Here is a 17,096-nt window from a genome sequence, read left to right as displayed (position 1 = left end):
AGCATGCTGCGTGCCTTGATATCATTCAGTATCCGCGAACCACTGATCATGCTGTGCGCGACGGCACTGTTGATCGGGTTCGGGTGGTTTTGTGTTCGCGAAGTTCCCATCGACGCGATTCCCAACATCGGCGAGAATCAGGTCATTATCTTTACGGCCTGGCCGGGACGTTCTCCCAAGGATGTGGAAGATCAGGTCACCTATCCGCTGTCCGTTTCCATGCTGGCGGTTCCCGATGCCGAGTCGGTCCGCGGAAAAAGTCTGTTCGGTTACAGCTTCGTGCAGGTGACGTTTAAAGACAGCACCGACTTTTACTGGGCCCGTTCGCGCGTTGCTGAGCAACTGGGGACCGCGGCTGCATTGCTGCCGGAAGGAGTTGTGCCTACCCTGGGACCGGATGCCACGGGTTTAGGGCAGGTGCTCTACTATGTGCTGGAGCCACCCCCGGGAATGAATCTGGCTGAGTTGCGCAGCCTGCAGGATTTCGTCGTGAAATATGAACTGCAGGCAGTGCCCGGCGTGAGTGAAGTCGCCAGCGTCGGCGGTTACGTCAGACAGTACCAGATTGAAATCGACCCGGATAAACTTCGCTTTCACGATATCCCCCTCGATCAGGTGATTGACGCGGTTCGCAAATCCAATATAGACGTCGGTGCCAAAACGGTGGAAACGGGGGGCATGGAATTCATTATCCGCGGTCGAGGATTTATCGGTGCCGATCAGGATGTCAGTAAGGCCGTCAGTGATATTGAACAGACCGTGATTCGCTCCCGAGACGGGGTGCCGATTCGCATCCGTGATCTGGGGCGCGTGCAACTTGGTCCGGAGTTTCGCCGCGGTGCGATAGATCTCAACGGTGCCGAAGCGGTCGGAGGTGTCGTTGTGATGCGGTTCGGCGAGAACCCCCGCAAGGTGATTGACCTGGTCAAAGCGAAAATGGCGTTGATCGAACCCAGTCTGAAAGGTATCAAATTTGATCTGATCTATGATCGAACAGGGTTGATCAATGAAACGATCGGCACACTGACCACGGCACTCAGTCAGGAAGTCATCATTACCGCGGTGGTGATCCTGCTGTTTCTGTTACATCTGCGTGCCAGCCTGGTTGTTGCGATTACGTTACCGATTGCGGTGCTGATGGCGTTCATCGCGATGAATGTGTTCGGCATTGATGCGAATATCATGTCGCTGGCCGGCATAGCGATTGCGATTGGGACGATGGTTGATATGGGGATTGTCGTTTCCGAATCGATCTATGATCAACTGGCGGAGTGGGAAGCAAAGGGGAAACCGGGAGGGAAGGCGGCCCGGTTGAATGTCATCAATGTTGCTGCGGCAGAAGTGGCACCTGCGGTGGTGACCGCGGTGATGACCACCGTTGTCAGTTTCTTCCCGGTCTTCATGCTGACGGGACGGGATTACAAACTTTTTGCGCCGCTTGCATGGACGAAAACGTTCTCCATTACAGCCGCCTTGATTGTGGCGATCACTCTGGTTCCGCTGTTGAGTCGTCTGTTTCTGGCTTCGCAGCAACGAACGCACCGTCGCCGGATTCTGATCTCGGTTGTATTTGCGTTGGTCTGTGGCTTTCTCGTCTGGTCTGCGGGGGAGACACTGGTCAGTATCACGTCGATCAGTCTGAATGCTTTGATTTTGGGAGTGTTCCTGTCAGCGGGGATCTGCTGCTACTGGTTGTTGAGCGAACGGTTACGTCCGGTGGATGAAAACCCAATCGGGCGACTGATCCATTTTCTTTACGAACCGACGCTGCGATTCTTTATGCGACATAAGCTGCTGTTCTTCTCGTTTCCCACACTCGTCGTTTTACTGGGGATGGGGGCCTGGGTTGGTATGCCTACGGTAATGAAGCCGTTTGAAAGCGTGGCCCGCTTTCTGGGCGTTGATGCCAATGAAGTGCCCGGCTGGGTTGAAGCCAAGCATCTGTTTCCAGGGCTGGAATCCAACGACTGGATCGCGCTGGATGAAGGGAGCTGGTTCTATATGCCGACCCTGTATCCTGCCGCCAGCTTCACCCAGGCGATGGAAGTCCTGCAGACACAGGATGCGATGATCAAAGAGATTCCCGAAGTCGAAAACGTGCTCGGAAAAATCGGCCGGATCGATTCGGCACTTGATCCGGCTCCTGCTGCGATGATTGAAACGTATGTAATGCTCAAGCCTGTGGAACAGTGGCGGGAAGGTATCACATCGAAAGAGATCTGGGAACAGATCAATGCGGTCGCCACACTGCCGGGAGTCACGCCGGCTTCTCCACTGCAGCCGATCGAAGGGCGGGTGATCATGTTGCAGAGCGGTATTAAAGCACCGATGGCGATCCGCATCTACGGCGACAGCCTGGACGGGCTCGCGAAGGCGTCTATCGCCGTGGCTGATCACCTGAAACAGATTCCGCAGGTAAATGGCGCTACGGTGAACCCTGATATCGTGCTGGGAAAACCGTATGTGGAATTTGATGTGAGTCGTGAGACCGCAGCCCGCTACGGGATGTCGACTGCTATGGTTAACGAAATTATTGAGACTGCCTTGGGAGGTTCGAATGTGACCCGCACCGTCGAAGGACGCGAACGCTATCCGATTCGTGTGCGTTATGAGCGGAACCTGCGTGAGCAGATCGATGAGTTGAGCCGGCTGCCTGTGGTTACACATTCAGATGAGATTATTCCTCTCTCATTACTGGCAGAAATGAAAACGACCTGGGGACCGGGTGTGATCAACAGTGAAGATGCCCGCCTGGTGGCGCATGTCTCGTTTTCTTCATCGGGCCAGGATGGTGCGCTGGAAACAGTGGCTGCGGTGGAAAAAAGTCTGCGGGCGGCTCAGGCGGATGGCTCTCTGGATTTACCCGCCGGTTACGCGCTGCAGGCGGTGGGCTCTTTTCAGAATCAGGTCGAAGCCAACAACCGCCTGATGTGGGTGGTGCCACTGGTGATTTTTACGAACCTGTTTATTATCTATCTGCAGTTCCGTAATTTTCCGATCGCGCTGGCGGTCTTCTCCGGGATCCCGGTCGCTTTTGCCGGGGGAATGATTCTGCTGGCGGTGAATGACATTCAGATAAATACTGCTGTCTGGGTGGGGTTCATTGCGCTGTTTGGAATTGCCGTCGATGACGGGGTGGTGATGGCTACTTATCTGGATCAGGTTTTCACACGCAAACGCTTAAAGAACGTGACCGATATTCGCAACGCCGTTGTGGAAGCGGGGCTCAAACGAATCCGACCCTGCCTGATGACCACCTTCACGACGATCATTGCACTGCTGCCGGTGATTTATTCGACTGGCCGCGGATCTGATGTTGCGAAAGCGATGGCCTGGCCTGTAATCGGCGGTATGACGGTCGCCTTGTTGACCCTGTTTGTGGTTCCGGTGATCTTTGCCGCCTACAAAGAGTTCAAAATGAACTTGGGTCTGGATGATCCCCACTGGGCAGGGACGGAAGACGAAGTTCAGTCGATCAGTTAGTCAGTCCGTTTCCAGTTCCGGTTTTCTGGCTTCGACAGGCGGATCGATGCCTGTGATGACAAAGACCGGATTGCCGTCCGCATCCTGTTGTTCGACCACGGAATGCCACTTGATGCTGAAGGCCCTGTAATCCGGATTAAGGCCGTTATAATCATGAATCCAGTTGATCGAATTGACCAGGGCACCATTCAGATAGGCTCCTTTGAAAAATGTCTGGACCAGATACGTACGATGCAGACGGGCTCCCGCTAATCGTGCTCCTGAGAGAATGGCGCTTTGAAGATTGGCGGCTTCCAGATTCGCATCGATCAGGTTACTTCCAATAAATCGGGTTTGTATCAGGCGGGCGTTTGGGAGATCGGCGCCTTGTAGATTCGTGTCAGTGAAATCTGCTTTAAACAGAGATGCGGAACGGAAATTCGCCCCCTGCAATACCCCTTTGACACCGTGCGCCTGAAGATTTTTCTGACTCAGATCCAGTTCATTGAGAAATGCGCCGCTCAAGTCAACCGTTCTCCCTGCCGCCTGCTCGAGTTGCAGGAACTCCATCAACGTGACCTGTCTCAAGGGCGTGGTTGCTTTGGGAGGCTTGACATTCATGAGTCTGAGTAATACATCAGATTCAGGGTGTTTTTTCGCAGGGCTGTTCTGATAGAGGATATTCAATAACGTACTGCGATACAGATCCTGATTCAGTTGCTTCACCGCAGGCGGTGTTTGAAAATTGAGATTGACTTTGGGCTGTATCTTCGATGAAGAGAGGTTCTGCATCAGATTTGGTCGGAAGGGAGGCTTCTCTGTTTTATCAGGTGAAATCTGAATCAGCAGAATGCCAAATGCAATCCCTACGGCTACCCAGATGTGATCTCCCATCGCATCCAGATACCGAACGGCAAGGCGATGCAGCAACTGTGTGAACTGGTAGAACTCGTGCCTGTAAGGCAGAATCACCAGGCCGATGAACGCGGCGACAAACAGTTCCAGTTCTGCGAAATCCTGCATTCTGTCCGTAATACGCTCCAGCCAGTCCGTCGTACGACTGAGAATGGGAATCGCAATACTCAGCACCAGCAGGCCAGAGATCAGCAGTTTGAATCGGGTTGTCATAAGAACGCAATGACAAAAAGGCTTGGAAACAGAATTACAGCTCGTATTTTGACAGGAGTGATCCGTGTTTGCAATTCGGGGTTCTGGTAGAGCCCGTCCGCTAAACAGTGCAGTTGCTCACTCAGCGTCATTTTCAGCTGGCTGTTTAAGAATTTGAGACCAGTGATGCTGCAGGGCGGAAAGGTCAAGTTCCCCGTCCCACTGTTGATTCCAGACGATGCCGGTTTGTGTCTGATGATCGGGCCTCAGTCCGAGTAACATGCGATGATAGATGGGGCTCGTTTTCAGATCTTCCGGACTCTGTCCTTCCGCCAGCGCCTGCAGCGTGAGTCTGATCATGGCTGCATACCCGCGGTTTGTGAAGGGCTGCTTTAACTGTTTCTGCAAAGCATCGACGTGTTCTAATACGGTCTCGATTGCAGTGAAGTCACCGGTTCGAGCCAGTGCACACAAGGGGATGAACTGCTGTTTTTCATCCGCGCGCTCCAGGAGCGTTTGCAGGACCGGCACGGCTCGGGGCCCGGCACAGTCGGCGTACAGACAGCAGACGGCAGCTTCCCATTTCGTGTTTTCGTTGTCACTGAGGTCAATCTCTTCTGCAACAACCTGCTTCAAAACCGCCTCCGCCTGCGGGCTGCCAATCTCGGAAAGACAGTAAGCGATGCGCGTAGGCAGGAACGGGCTGATATAGTCTCTGTCGAGGGTTTTTTCGAGCGTCTCACTTAACGGATCGACGACTTCAGGGCCGCGCTGAATCAGTCGTGACATCACGCTGTGAACGGTTCCCGGATAGAAGGGGGAAACACTTCCCATCGATTTGATCAGTCCCGGAGTGGAATTAGCCTGTGTCGTCGTGACAAAAATCAGTATAAACGAAACTGTCAGCGCCAACGCATTCACGCCGAATGGAATCAGGTTCTTGCGAATGGTTTCTTCTTTTCTGAAGAGAATCGGCAGAACCCGGCACAGCAGATAAATGATCCAACAGAACAGGACAGCCAGTCCCACCCCCAGGGGAATGATCACCAGAAAGCCCAGTGCGAATACCGGAACTCCGAAATAGAAAAACCGTTTCGTGCCTTTTGTGAGCGGGCGATTGAAGATCAACATGAGCATCAGCCAGCTGAAAAAAACGCCGATCAGTGAGTTCAGAAACGGCGTATGGACATCAGTCACACTGTTCACGCAGTTCATACAGGCTTCTGCGGACCGTGCCGGCAGAAGCAAAAGAAGAACGAGAGTGAACAGGGCGATTTGTTTCATCTAACTGGTGACAGCCTAACAGGTAAAAATACGGAGTGATCTGTTAATGCGGCGGTCTTTGTCCCATGCTTCCAGGAAATCGTCTGAATGCGTCAGAAGATAATATTCTCCCCGCCTGGCTTTGACTGGCGTAAACCGTTTCAGATCTGCGGAAGGAATCACCGTCTGAACGTATTGACTGCCATTCCTGAGGCGATGAACCAGCTGGTATTTGTCGTCCTGCTTCCAGATTTCAATCATGTTTACGATATCACTGGAACCTGGGGAAAAGCGATAGAGCAATTCACCTGATTGCTGATTCAACTGGGGGGATGGTTTGGTATTTTGTGTTGTGGTTGTTTCTGCAGTCTGCCGGTCAGTCAGGATACCTGTTTGTGCCAGAACGAAATAGCCTCCGACACAGAGGAGTAACAGACAACCAGGCAGAATCAGTTTCAGGTGCCCCGCTTTTTTGAGAGTACGAATGGAAATCATGCGTGTTACTCCTTAGAGATAAAAGTATGACATGAAAATATACTTCATTCTAAATTGCGTCCTGCTGACTCTCAAGATGAATCAGAATCCAAATCTCAAGTGTGACGTTTCCAGTTAATGAGGATTCCGGGCGTCCGTTGCTTTCGAAAAGGCTGTAAAACGTGGTTTAGAATATTTTTCAGAAAAATTCCAGAAATTATATTGACGTGACGATAGTTTATATGTAAAGTAAATGCGTAAGGAATAAATCATGACACACAAACAACTGCAACAGGAAATCAAGAAGAAGCAGGCCTTCGAGTCCCCTGAGGTCGAGGCGGTTTTGAACGTATTGCGTACCAGCGATCAGTATCAGAACCGTCTCGGCAAGTTGTTTCGTGAATACGGTTTAACCTGCTCACAGTATAATGTTTTACGGATTTTACGGGGTGAGGGACGTCCCTTGCCCAGTCTGGAAATTGCCAGTCGGATGATCCAGGTGGTCCCCGCCATTACCGGTCTGATTGACCGGCTGGAAAAGTTGGGGCTGGTCACCCGGGAACGGTGTCTGGCAGACCGCCGCGTTGTCTATGTCACATTGACTGAGAAAGCGGTGACGTTGTTGAAAGAGATTGATGAACCGGGGCGGGAACTGCATCAGCGGTTAATTGGTCACCTGACCAAGTCTGAACTGAAAGAGTTGAGCCGTCTGCTGGTAAAAGCCAGAAAGTCTGGTGCAGTCACGGAAATCGCAGGTTGAAAATTTTTTACCCAAATAGATTACATGTAAAGTATTGTTGTATTGTTCAAGAGAGGAGTCTCAAAATGATTCAGGTTCGCAAGTCTAAAGAACGGGGGCACGCTGATCATGGCTGGCTCAAAACCCATCACACATTTTCCTTTTCTACCTATCAGGATCCTGAACACATGCGGTTTCGCGCTTTGCGGGTAATGAATGAAGATGTGGTCCTGCCCGGTCAGGGGTTTGGAACACATCCCCATAATGATATGGAAATTGTCACTTATGTTCTGGAAGGAGCCCTCGAACACAAAGATTCGATGGGTAACGGAGAAGTGCTGCACGCGGGTGAATTCCAGCGGATGTCGGCAGGGACGGGAATCACCCACAGTGAATTCAACCCCTCAGACAGCGAAGCCGTGCACCTGTATCAGATCTGGCTGTATCCCGAACAGAAGGGGATTGAACCCAGTTATGAACAGAAACGTTTTCCGGACAGCGAGCAGCAGAACCAGTTACGTCTCGTTGCTTCGCCACAGGCCGAGCAGGGGGCGTTGAAGATTCACCAGGATGCGCAGATATTTCTGTCGAAGCTGGATTCCGGTCAGGAAGTGACACATACGCTTTCGACGGGACGTCATGCCTGGCTGCAGGTTCTGCGCGGTGCTGTTCGTCTGAATGACGTGTCACTCGAAGTGAGTGACGGTGCAGCCGTCAGCGATGTCGAACAGTTGACAATCAGCGCGACAGACAATGCCGAGATCATGCTGTTTGATCTGGCCTGAAAAAATTAAGAAATCAAAAACTATTACATTTAATTCAAGGAGAGAGAGTCATGTCACAACACCCGATTCAAGGTCTGGCAACTCTGCTCGGTCGAATCATGCTGGCGACGATATTTTTTATGAGTGCTGTCGGGAATAAAATTCCCAACTTTGACAACATTGCCGGGTACATGGCTTCGGAAGGAGTCCCTATGCCGAAAGTCATGCTGGCTGGTGCGATTGTGTTTCTGATTGCAGGCAGTCTGTCTCTGATAGCCGGGTTCAAGGCACGACTCGGGGCCGGGCTGTTGTTTATCTTTCTGGTCTTGGCTACCTATTATTTTCATGACTTCTGGACCATCGAAGACGCACAGGCGAAGCAGGGACAGATGATTCACTTTATGAAAAATCTGGCTTTGATGGGAAGCATGTTGTTTGTGATGGCAAACGGGGCGGGTAAAATGAGTCTGGACAATGCTCTGGCATCCAAGACTCAATCAGAACCAGTCGCAGCGTAAAAACGGAATTCAGTCAACGCCGCTCCATTCAGCCTGAAAATTATATATCAAAATCAGAAGGAATCGATTCTCATGTCTCAACCTAAAATACTCGCATTCGCGGGCAGTACCCGCCGGAACTCCTATAACGGGCTTGCCCTGCAGATCGCCGTAGCGGGAGCCCGTGCCGCAGGGGCTGATGTCACCGTCGTTGATCTCAAAGATTACCCGCTTCCCCTGATGAATGAAGATCTGGAACGGGAAGAAGGGACTCCTGAAGCGGCAAAACAACTCAAACAGTTGTTCTTTGAAAACGACGGTTTGCTGATTGCTTCGCCGGAATACAACAGTTCGATTACTCCCCTGTTGAAAAACACGATTGACTGGGTTTCGCGAAAAGCAGAAGGGGAAGTACCGTTGCAGGCGTATCGAGGCAAAGTCGCTGCTTTGCTCTCCGCTTCACCGGGAGGACTGGGTGGCCTGCGGGGGCTGGTCCACGTGCGCTCCATTTTGAGCAATATCCAGGTAACCGTCCTGCCAAATCAGATTGCGATTCCCAATGCGGCTCAGGCATTCGATGACGAAGGCAAATTGCAGGATGCCTCTCTGCAGCAGAATGTAGAGAACCTCGGGAAAACACTGGCAGAAATGGTGAGTAAACTGACCAGTTGATTTCAGGCTGTCCACTGTTGAATCTGAATTGAGCCCGGAAGACTGCATTTGGCGTCTTCCGGGTTTTTTTATTTGAAGTATTCGCTCGTCAGAGTTCGTTGAGCGAAGCCCGCTCCCGACTGGTTTTATGGTCTGATTGAGTCTTTCCCCGTCGAAAATCGCCTCCGACAGGCCTTATAACCAGCATAACCCGGTTTAATTATGTGTTCGACACAGGGATCTCTCTTCTACATGACAAATTTTCGGATTGGGTTTTTATTCTGTCCTAGACTTTGAACACGTCGCGAGATGAAAAAATTTCCACTTGTGACGAATCTGTGAAGGAGAGATGACGGTTCAGGAGACTGAAAAGTAAGACGGGTTAACTGGATGGCGAGTCCATTCAGGATATATAAACTCAACCGGGGCTAAACACGTGACTGACATTCATTCAGAATTAAGCTATCTGCAGGCATTTCGCGATGCCGTTGATGAAGCCGGTATTGTGGCCATCAACGACACCAAGGGGAAGATCCTCGATGTCAATGATAACTTCTGTCAGATCTCCGGTTATACTCGCGAAGAACTGATTGGTGCCGACCATCGCATCTTGCGTTCCGATCAGCATTCCAACGAATTTTTCCGAGAAATGTATCGCACGATTCGCCGTGGTAAAACCTGGCGGGGTGAGATCTGCAATAAAGCTAAAAACGGTCGCCTGTACTGGGTGAATACCACGATCGTTCCCATGTTCAATGAAGAGGGAAAGATTGACGGCTATCTCGCATTGCGGATCGATATCAGTGAGCAGAAACGATTGATGCAGCGTCTGCAGCATCTGGCACACCATGATCCACTGACGGGACTCCCTAATCGTGTTTCGATTCTGGAGTCCATTCAGAAAGTCATTGACCGCAAATCTGGAAAACATTTTGCCTTGCTGTTTATGGACTTTGACCGCTTCAAGCTCATCAATGACAGTCTGGGACACGATGTCGGCGATAAGCTGCTCGAAGCGATTGCAGACCGGCTCCGTAAAACGGTTCGGGCTTCCGATACCATTCAGGCCGCACGACTGGGGGGCGATGAATTTGTCGTGCTGCTCGAAAATCTGCATTCACCTGACGATGCCATCCTGGTGGCGAACCGCCTGCTGGAAACGTTAGCGCGACCTTATATTCTCGGCGGATACACCATCTATTCCAGCGCCAGTATTGGGATTGTGACCAGCGAACATCGTTCCGAAACGGCCAGCGAAATGCTCAGTGATGCTGACCTTGCCATGTATGAGGCCAAGGCAGCCAAGCAGGACCGACCGATTGTTTTCGATCGTGTCTTACGCGATAAAGCACAAAAACGACTCTATATTGAGAACCAGCTGCGCGATGTCATTTCACGGGACGAACTGAAACTGTTTTATCAGCCGATTATCGATCTCGAAACCGGTGAGTTGCGAGGCGTCGAAGCCTTGATTCGCTGGTTCCACCCTGAGTGTGGTATGATTCCTCCTGACGAATTCATTTCTGTTGCTGAAGAAATGGATATGATTATTCCCGTCGGAAATTTTGTGGTGGATGAAGCCTGTCGGCAGCTTGCTGTCTGGCGTAAAACACTGGGAGCACGGGCCCCTGAGAATCTGCACGTGAATGTATCGCGAAAACAGCTGGAACATCCCACGCTGGTTTCTATCGTGGCGGCAGCCCTGGAGAGACATGAGATCCCGGCGAAATGCCTGCATCTGGAAGTGACCGAAAGCATCATCATGCACGATCGTGAGGCTTCCATTGAAACCTTAAATGAACTGAAAAAACTGGGCGTCAAGCTGGACGTCGATGACTTCGGAACTGGCTATTCCTCCCTGTCGTGTCTTTGTGATTTTCCCATCGATGTACTCAAACTGGATCGGGAGTTCATCAAGAAATCCGATCGCGACCGCGAAGTTCTGCTGATTCATGCCCTGATCATTCTGGCCGAAAAGCTGGGGCTGGAAGTCATCGGAGAAGGCATCGAAAATATCGAGCAGTTGCAACTTCTGCAGGGACTGGGGTGCCGACTGGGGCAGGGGTATTATTACTCAAAACCATTGTGTGGCGATGAGATTGAAGGATCGATTCTGAATGGCAAGTGGCATGCCACTCACCCGATGATCAATGCCTGATCGTTTCTTATTTTTCCAGCAGTAATTCCTGCAGATCGTTCCACAATCCCGGCGCGACATCAGCAGGGTGATGGGCTGCGATTAATTTAAGCTCCGTTTCAAAATCCGTTTCACGAACCTGTGACAGCGCAGCAGCGACGATTGCGGGAGAACGGCTCATCCCGGCACTGCAGGCGACCAGGGTGGGAACTTCTTCCCTGATCAGGCGGGCTACGATTTTGACAGCCGAAATTAATACGACAGGCTGGTTTTCCGCTCCGTCAATTATGGGGAGCCGACAGTAGATCATGTCCCGAGTCAAAGGCACTGCCGGTTCTTCCAGAGCCAGATCAATGACAGCAGCGATTCCCAGGTCGAGCACATTTTTTACATCATGTGTGTCCCGGGTGTTCCCGATCCAGAGCAGGCTGGGAAGTATTTCACGCATGTCGGATCTCCCGTGAGAACAAACAGTCATCACTGGCTGAACATCGCTGCCGACTTCAATACTGTAGATTCGCTAAACCCAGGCAGCTTAACCGCCGGTACGCCGCTGTGTAAAAGTGCTTTTTTTGCCGGCATTGGCGGGGGTTTCCGCTTTCGGTACGGCAGACCGCATCAACTGCGAACGCTGGGGAATCTGCTTTTTCGATTCCTGGGTTGTTTTTTCCAGTGCCTGTCGGGCTGCTTTCTCCGCGACTTTTTTCTTGGCGACCCGTTTTTCCCGTTCTTTTTTCTTCTGCAGTTTATTCTTTGCCATCGGGCAATGCTCCATGTTCTGGAAGTTGTATGATTCTGGAATGACGTCCTGTCTGAGACTGTGTGTCTGTAATCATTGTAAAACAGTCACAGTCAGGCAGGATCGCTGATTATTATACCCACTCCGTCGCGAATATGGTAGAATGCATTTTCAGGAGGAAAACATGCAGGAAGAAGCCAGTTATATTTGTGATGCCTGTGGCGAGGAAATCGTAATTCCCGTCGATCTGACCGCAGGCGCGGATCAGGAATATGTCGAAGACTGTCCTGTCTGCTGTCACCCGAATGTGATTCACCTCCAGGTGGAGCCCGATGGCGAAGTCCGCATCTGGGCCGCCGGTGAATGAAGTAGATCAACGGAAGTTCGCTTACTCTTCCACGGGACCCAGGTAAGCAAATCGGGGGACCTGTTCTCCATTCACTTCGACCGATTCCAGAAACATGGCTTTGGGACGCACCCAGAGTCCCCGTTCGCCGTACTCCGGGCGATAGACGACCAGTTCTTCGTCCGTTTCACTGTGCCGTGCGACGCCGATCACGGTGTAACTGTTCCCTTTGTAATGGCGATAGTGCCCTGTTTTCATCGGTTTTTCCTGTTGTCCGTCTCGTGGTAGTGTGAATTCAAGATGCGTCGACTGCGTCAATCGTGGGATCGTATTCGCCACGGCGTGCTTCGCGGTTGCATCGGGCACGATGGCATAGTGCCTGCTGCGCTGCCTGCGTGTTTTCGGCTTTACCGGCCCAGAGTTCCATTGCAGGCTGCTGAATGGCGCGTGCGAAGGAGAACGCCAGGGCCCAGGGAACCTGCGATTTGTATTTTACATTCATGGCATTCAGGCGGGCGGAAGCCAGTTCACTGGACTGACCGCCAGACAGGAATGCAATCCCGGGTACCGCCGCAGGGACGCTGTGCTGAAAACATTCGATCGTCGCATCAGCGACTTCTTCGACGGATTCCTGGATCGGGCAATCCAGTCCCGGCACGATCATATTCGGTTTCAGTATCATACCTTCGAGCAGGACACGTTGCAGATACAACTGCTGGAAGACCGTTCGTAATGCTTCTTCAGTGACTTCAAAGCAGCGAGCCAGACTGTGGGATCCATCCATCAGCACTTCCGGTTCGACGATCGGCACCAGACCCGCTTCCTGACACAGGGCAGCATACCGGGCCAGAGCGTGGGCATTGGCTTCGTAGCAGCCTGCGGTTGGCAGACCAGAACCGATAGTAATCACCGCCCGCCACTTGGCAAAACGGGCTCCCAGTTGTGCATATTCTGCCAGTCGATCCCGCAACTTATCCAGACCTTCCGTCACTTTTTCGCCGGGATGACCGGCCAGGTCTTTAGCTCCTGCGTCGACCTTAATGCCGGGAATGATCCCGCTGTTTTTCAACACGTTGATCAGGGGAGTGCCGTCCGAAGTCGTTTGGCGAATGGTTTCATCATATAGAATCGCGCCGCTGATCGATTCACTCAGGCCAGGCGTCTTCGCAATCAATTCACGGTAAGCGAAACGATATTCCTGGGTCTGTGGAATTCCCAGTTTTGCGAAGCGTTTGTGACAGGTGGGGTTGCTTTCATCCATCGCCAGCAGGCCTTTATCATCGGCTACCAGCGAACGGGCCGTATCAATCAACTGTTGCTTGTGCATTGAAATATTCTCCCAGCGAGTCGAGGCGAAAAAACGTGTTCTCATTCCATGATATCGCGGTGGACACCAGAGCTGAAAGGATCGTAGAAAGAATGCTTCATGAAAAAACGATTAATTCAGATTTGCTCTGCCTCAAATCGAATCGCCGGTTTTCTCGTGAAAAGCCTGTTGAAGGGGGCAATTGACGGGAGTTGTGGGCTCACTGCGATAGTGTTTCAGCAGTTCTTTCGAACGTTGTGCCAGCAAACGTCTGACTTCGCGACGTTTCCCTTTGACGCGGGGGATTTTCATCGAATCGTAGGCCGTCGTCTGATGTCGCATCCAGGCAATAACGGCGGCTTCGGCCCGTTGTTCCACGGGGATGCGTTTCGTGCGTGCCACGGTGCCGCTGCCGACCGGGGTGGCATGCGCGGTGATCGCCTGCGCGAGTTGATTTGCCAGGTCTGCATGAGCCGGATGAAATGCCAGAAACTGGAGTACCGACTCATGAAAATCTTCGACATATTCGGCCTGTTGTTTATCGCGTCGCTCTGCAGCGGCTGCCTGTTTTTTGGCGTATGCGGGAGTGGCCCGTTCCGCTTCCAGTTCTGTTTTCAATTGTTCGATTGTTTCTGAGGGAGCCCAGATTCCCTGCGAAAACGTGCGTCGCCCTTTCTTCTCCTGCACACTCCAGAATTCACCGGCTGCTTTGACCCGCCGCGTCAAACCGGCGTCACCGGGAGGGAGCAGCACCCAGCCGGCAGGGACCGTGAGTATACTGCCATCTGCGGCTTTGACCGTGCCGGGAGTCGGACCGGGAGAAAAGATATTTGCACTCATCCGATGATCACATCCTTGCGCGTTTATCTGTTTGAGAGTCGTATGATTTCAAAAGATTCTTTCTAGCGGATGATGCGTTGTCTGGTCAATCGTGTCTGATGAAGAGATCTTCAAATGCTGAAAACTGTTTTGATGAAGATCCAGTTCTTGAATGAATCAGGCAAAGATCATGCGAAACGGAACTGTTGGAAATCAGTTCAGAATGGCCAGATCCAGGGAATCATGATCATAGCGACAAGCCACAGCAGCAGGTTCAGCGGGGTGCCGATGCGTACGAAATCGGTGAAGCGATATCCACCCGGCCCGTAGACCATCATGTTGGTCTGATAACCAATGGGTGTCATGAAGCTGGCAGAGGCCGACAGGATCAACGTCATCAGGAAGGGGAGCGGGCTGGCTGCATACAGGCGTGCTGTCTCCAGGCAAAAGGGAAACATCAACACAGCGGCGGCGTTATTGGTAATCAACTCAGTCATGATTGAGCCCAGCAGATAGATCACGGCGATCGCTGCGATTGGCCCCCAGGCGCGAGTTGCTTCCACCAGTGAAGTGGCAATTGCAGTAGCGGCTCCCGAGTTCTGCAGCGCGGTTCCCACGCCAAACGCGGCGGCGATGGTGATCAGCACCTGCCATTCCACGCTTTGCCGTGCATCGCCTGGTGAAATACAGCCCAGCACCACCATTAACACCGCCGTCAAAGTGGCAGAGAGAACAATGGGCAGCGTGCCGGTGGTCATCAGCACGATCAGCAGCAGCAGAAGTGAGACGGCAATCCAGGCCCGATCTGATCGAAAGGGGCGCCAGTTTTCGACATCGCTGATCAGGTAGAACGCCGGATCGTGGCGATGAGCCCGCTGAAAGTGGGGTTGTGTCTGCAGCAGCAGCGTATCTCCGGACTGCAGTACAATATCACCAATTTTCTTTTCGACCCGTTTCCCCGAACGATGCACGGCGACGACAGCGGCTCCGTAGACTGCGCGGAAATCCGCATCGCGAATGGTCTTGCCTGTCAGGGGAGAGTTTTCTGAAATGACCGCCTCACACAAACGACGCCGACGCTGTTTACGGGGAGTGACTTCATAATCGGGATCAGCCACCGGAACCAGTTGCGGAATTTTTTCCAGTTCAATGATACTGCTGACAATCCCGGTAAAAATCAGTCGATCATGAAGTTCGAGCCGCTGATCGGGACGGGCCGGGGCGATGGTCTCGCCATTCCGATCGATCTCGATCAGAAACAGTCCCGGCAGCTGTCTTAAACCTCCCTGTTCGATTGTCTGACCGATCAGACGACAGCCGGCCTGAATCTGCATTTCTGCCAGAAATTCCCGACGCGATTCTCCCAACTGTTCCAGCAGTTCTTTACGTTCGGGGAGCAGGGTTCTTCCTGCAATAAACAGATACACGATTCCAATCACCGCGTAAGGAATCCCGATTCTGGCGATTTCAAACAGCGACAGACCGGGAATACCATTTTGAATCATCAGTCCATTGATGACCAGGTTAGTTGATGTTCCGATCAGGGTACAGGTTCCCCCCAGAATGGCAAGGTAGGAGAGCGGGATCAACAGTTTTGAGGGTGAGACCTGATTGCGGCGGCTCCAGTCCAAGACAACGGGCACGAACATGGCGACGATGGGCGTGTTATTCAGGAACGCCGACAGAGGCAGAACCACACCAGAGAGCCGCAGTAATACGCCCCGTTCACTTCGGGTTTTACCCAGCAAATGCTGACCGATGAAATCCAGCACTCCCGTTTCCCGCAAACCCGCCACCACCACAAACAGAACTGCCACGGTCAGCATGCCTGTGTTCGAAAAGCCGGCAAATGCTTCTTCCGGGGTGATAATGCCGGCCACCGCCAGGATGGTCGTTGCAGCCAGAAAGAGCAGATCGGGGGGGGCCAGATTCTTCACCAGTGACGCGAATAAAATGCCGACCATCGCGACCGTAAACCAGGCTTCGAGACTCATTGTGTTTTCCAGTGTTTTTGCAGGGGAACCAATAAAAAAAGAGTTGAAAGCGTTTGGCTTTCAACTCTTCGGATGTTGTTTGAAGATTAAGTCGGGCTGTTTCCAGCCCGGAATGAAATCAACACAAGCCCCCCGCAAGAACGAAAGCCGTTCTTCGACAGCAGCAGAGACAACAGGTGTTGAGGTATGATTTCATGCCGAATGTTATCGTCAGTAGACAGGAAGTCGCTTCAATCGATTCTGGGGAAAATGGTATGACGCTGAACAGACAATTCAAACCGCTGTCGGGTTCACCTGGAATTGACTTCCATCAGGTTGTTCACATATGTTGTGTGATAGTCTCAGAACCTGATTGGCCTTTCTCAATTACCGGTGAACTTGATGACACGTATTTTTCTGTCGATGACTGGGGTGATCTATCTCCTGCTGGCGCTCTGGTGCAGCCTCGATCCCGTTTCGACATCGCGATCGGTCGGTTTCAGCCTGCAGGCCGGTTCAGGACAGTCGGAATTTCTGGTCGTGTACGGCGGTCTGGAATTGGCGCTGGGGTTGATATTTCTCTGGCCACTCTGGCAGCAGGAAGTGACACGATTCGCCCTGGTGGTGTGCGTGGTTGTGCATGGCTGTCTGGTATTATTCCGCTGTATCAGCTTTTTCGTATTCTCGGGAATTGGTTCCACTACATACTCTCTGGCAGCGGGGGAATGGCTGATTTTTCTGATCAGTCTGGGATTCTATCTGGTTCAGCGAACCTCAGTGCACGGAGAAAGATCTGAATAGAGCGGATTCAGATTGAAT

17 protein-coding genes are annotated in these 17,096 nt (G+C 52.0%); 8 read left to right on the top strand and 9 right to left on the bottom strand.

Annotation, left to right across the window (positions count from 1 at the left end):
• Nucleotides 1–3 precede the first annotated feature (3 nt).
• The gene (locus ACN0YN_RS15195; RefSeq protein WP_417385870.1) at nucleotides 4–3,483 is read left to right on the top strand and encodes an efflux RND transporter permease subunit; all 3,480 of its coding nucleotides are present in this window, start codon (nucleotides 4–6) and stop codon (nucleotides 3,481–3,483) included.
• On the opposite strand, the gene ACN0YN_RS15190 is transcribed toward ACN0YN_RS15195, so the two are convergent.
• The 3 genes from ACN0YN_RS15190 to ACN0YN_RS15180 form a co-directional block, all read right to left on the bottom strand.
• Nucleotides 3,484–4,590 carry a pentapeptide repeat-containing protein gene (locus ACN0YN_RS15190; RefSeq protein WP_417385869.1) on the bottom strand — a complete coding sequence of 369 codons (1,107 nt, stop codon included), beginning with the start codon at nucleotides 4,588–4,590 and terminating at the stop codon, nucleotides 3,484–3,486.
• A 117-nt stretch (nucleotides 4,591–4,707) separates the two neighbouring features.
• Entirely contained in the window at nucleotides 4,708–5,784 is a 1,077-nt protein-coding gene (locus tag ACN0YN_RS15185) for a HEAT repeat domain-containing protein (RefSeq protein ID WP_417385868.1), read from the bottom strand.
• Nucleotides 5,785–5,868: 84 nt separating this feature from the next.
• Complete coding sequence (locus ACN0YN_RS15180; RefSeq protein ID WP_417385867.1) at nucleotides 5,869–6,327, bottom strand: hypothetical protein; 459 nt, start codon at nucleotides 6,325–6,327, stop codon at nucleotides 5,869–5,871.
• Nucleotides 6,328–6,577: 250 nt separating this feature from the next.
• Here ACN0YN_RS15180 and ACN0YN_RS15175 point away from each other — a divergent pair, with 250 nt between their 5' ends.
• The 5 genes from ACN0YN_RS15175 to ACN0YN_RS15155 all read left to right on the top strand — a co-directional run bounded on the left by ACN0YN_RS15175 (nucleotide 6,578) and on the right by ACN0YN_RS15155 (nucleotide 11,115).
• Nucleotides 6,578–7,066, top strand: coding sequence for a MarR family winged helix-turn-helix transcriptional regulator (locus ACN0YN_RS15175; RefSeq protein WP_417385866.1), 489 nt, complete (start codon nucleotides 6,578–6,580; stop codon nucleotides 7,064–7,066).
• A gap of 65 nt (nucleotides 7,067–7,131) precedes the next feature.
• A complete protein-coding gene (locus tag ACN0YN_RS15170) occupies nucleotides 7,132–7,830 on the top strand; it encodes a pirin family protein (RefSeq protein ID WP_417385865.1) in 699 nt (232 codons plus the stop codon).
• Between the two features lie 50 nt (nucleotides 7,831–7,880).
• The gene (locus ACN0YN_RS15165) at nucleotides 7,881–8,327 is read left to right on the top strand and encodes a DoxX family protein (protein ID WP_417385864.1); all 447 of its coding nucleotides are present in this window, start codon (nucleotides 7,881–7,883) and stop codon (nucleotides 8,325–8,327) included.
• 72 nt (nucleotides 8,328–8,399) lie between these two features.
• Complete coding sequence (locus ACN0YN_RS15160) at nucleotides 8,400–8,978, top strand: NADPH-dependent FMN reductase (RefSeq protein ID WP_417385863.1); 579 nt, start codon at nucleotides 8,400–8,402, stop codon at nucleotides 8,976–8,978.
• 415 nt (nucleotides 8,979–9,393) lie between these two features.
• Nucleotides 9,394–11,115 carry a putative bifunctional diguanylate cyclase/phosphodiesterase gene (locus tag ACN0YN_RS15155; protein ID WP_417385862.1) on the top strand — a complete coding sequence of 574 codons (1,722 nt, stop codon included), beginning with the start codon at nucleotides 9,394–9,396 and terminating at the stop codon, nucleotides 11,113–11,115.
• A 7-nt stretch (nucleotides 11,116–11,122) separates the two neighbouring features.
• Here ACN0YN_RS15155 and ACN0YN_RS15150 read toward each other — a convergent pair whose 3' ends face one another.
• Together ACN0YN_RS15150 and ACN0YN_RS15145 are read right to left on the bottom strand one after the other, a co-directional pair.
• Entirely contained in the window at nucleotides 11,123–11,542 is a 420-nt protein-coding gene (locus tag ACN0YN_RS15150) for a dual specificity protein phosphatase family protein (protein WP_417385861.1), read from the bottom strand.
• An 87-nt stretch (nucleotides 11,543–11,629) separates the two neighbouring features.
• Nucleotides 11,630–11,854, bottom strand: coding sequence for a hypothetical protein (locus tag ACN0YN_RS15145; protein ID WP_417385860.1), 225 nt, complete (start codon nucleotides 11,852–11,854; stop codon nucleotides 11,630–11,632).
• Between the two features lie 163 nt (nucleotides 11,855–12,017).
• Here ACN0YN_RS15145 and ACN0YN_RS15140 point away from each other — a divergent pair, with 163 nt between their 5' ends.
• Nucleotides 12,018–12,200 (top strand): CPXCG motif-containing cysteine-rich protein, encoded by a 183-nt coding sequence (locus ACN0YN_RS15140; RefSeq protein ID WP_417385859.1) that lies wholly within the window; start codon nucleotides 12,018–12,020, stop codon nucleotides 12,198–12,200.
• 21 nt (nucleotides 12,201–12,221) lie between these two features.
• Here ACN0YN_RS15140 and ACN0YN_RS15135 read toward each other — a convergent pair whose 3' ends face one another.
• The 4 genes from ACN0YN_RS15135 to ACN0YN_RS15120 all read right to left on the bottom strand — a co-directional run bounded on the left by ACN0YN_RS15135 (nucleotide 12,222) and on the right by ACN0YN_RS15120 (nucleotide 16,298).
• On the bottom strand, nucleotides 12,222–12,437 hold the full coding sequence (locus ACN0YN_RS15135) for a DUF1653 domain-containing protein (protein WP_417385858.1): 216 nt from the start codon (nucleotides 12,435–12,437) through the stop codon (nucleotides 12,222–12,224).
• Between the two features lie 37 nt (nucleotides 12,438–12,474).
• On the bottom strand, nucleotides 12,475–13,506 hold the full coding sequence (locus ACN0YN_RS15130) for a class I fructose-bisphosphate aldolase (protein WP_417386027.1): 1,032 nt from the start codon (nucleotides 13,504–13,506) through the stop codon (nucleotides 12,475–12,477).
• Nucleotides 13,507–13,638: 132 nt separating this feature from the next.
• Complete coding sequence (locus tag ACN0YN_RS15125; RefSeq protein ID WP_417385857.1) at nucleotides 13,639–14,325, bottom strand: DUF2293 domain-containing protein; 687 nt, start codon at nucleotides 14,323–14,325, stop codon at nucleotides 13,639–13,641.
• A 197-nt stretch (nucleotides 14,326–14,522) separates the two neighbouring features.
• Nucleotides 14,523–16,298 (bottom strand): SLC13 family permease, encoded by a 1,776-nt coding sequence (locus ACN0YN_RS15120; protein WP_417385856.1) that lies wholly within the window; start codon nucleotides 16,296–16,298, stop codon nucleotides 14,523–14,525.
• 381 nt (nucleotides 16,299–16,679) lie between these two features.
• Between ACN0YN_RS15120 and ACN0YN_RS15115 the strand changes: the two genes are divergently transcribed.
• Complete coding sequence (locus ACN0YN_RS15115) at nucleotides 16,680–17,078, top strand: DUF4345 family protein (protein ID WP_417385855.1); 399 nt, start codon at nucleotides 16,680–16,682, stop codon at nucleotides 17,076–17,078.
• The last annotated feature ends 18 nt before the right edge of the window (nucleotides 17,079–17,096 follow it).

Source organism: Gimesia sp., from assembly GCF_048260065.1.
Lineage (GTDB): Bacteria > Planctomycetota > Planctomycetia > Planctomycetales > Planctomycetaceae > Gimesia.
This window is presented reverse-complemented; position numbering and strand designations above follow the sequence as displayed.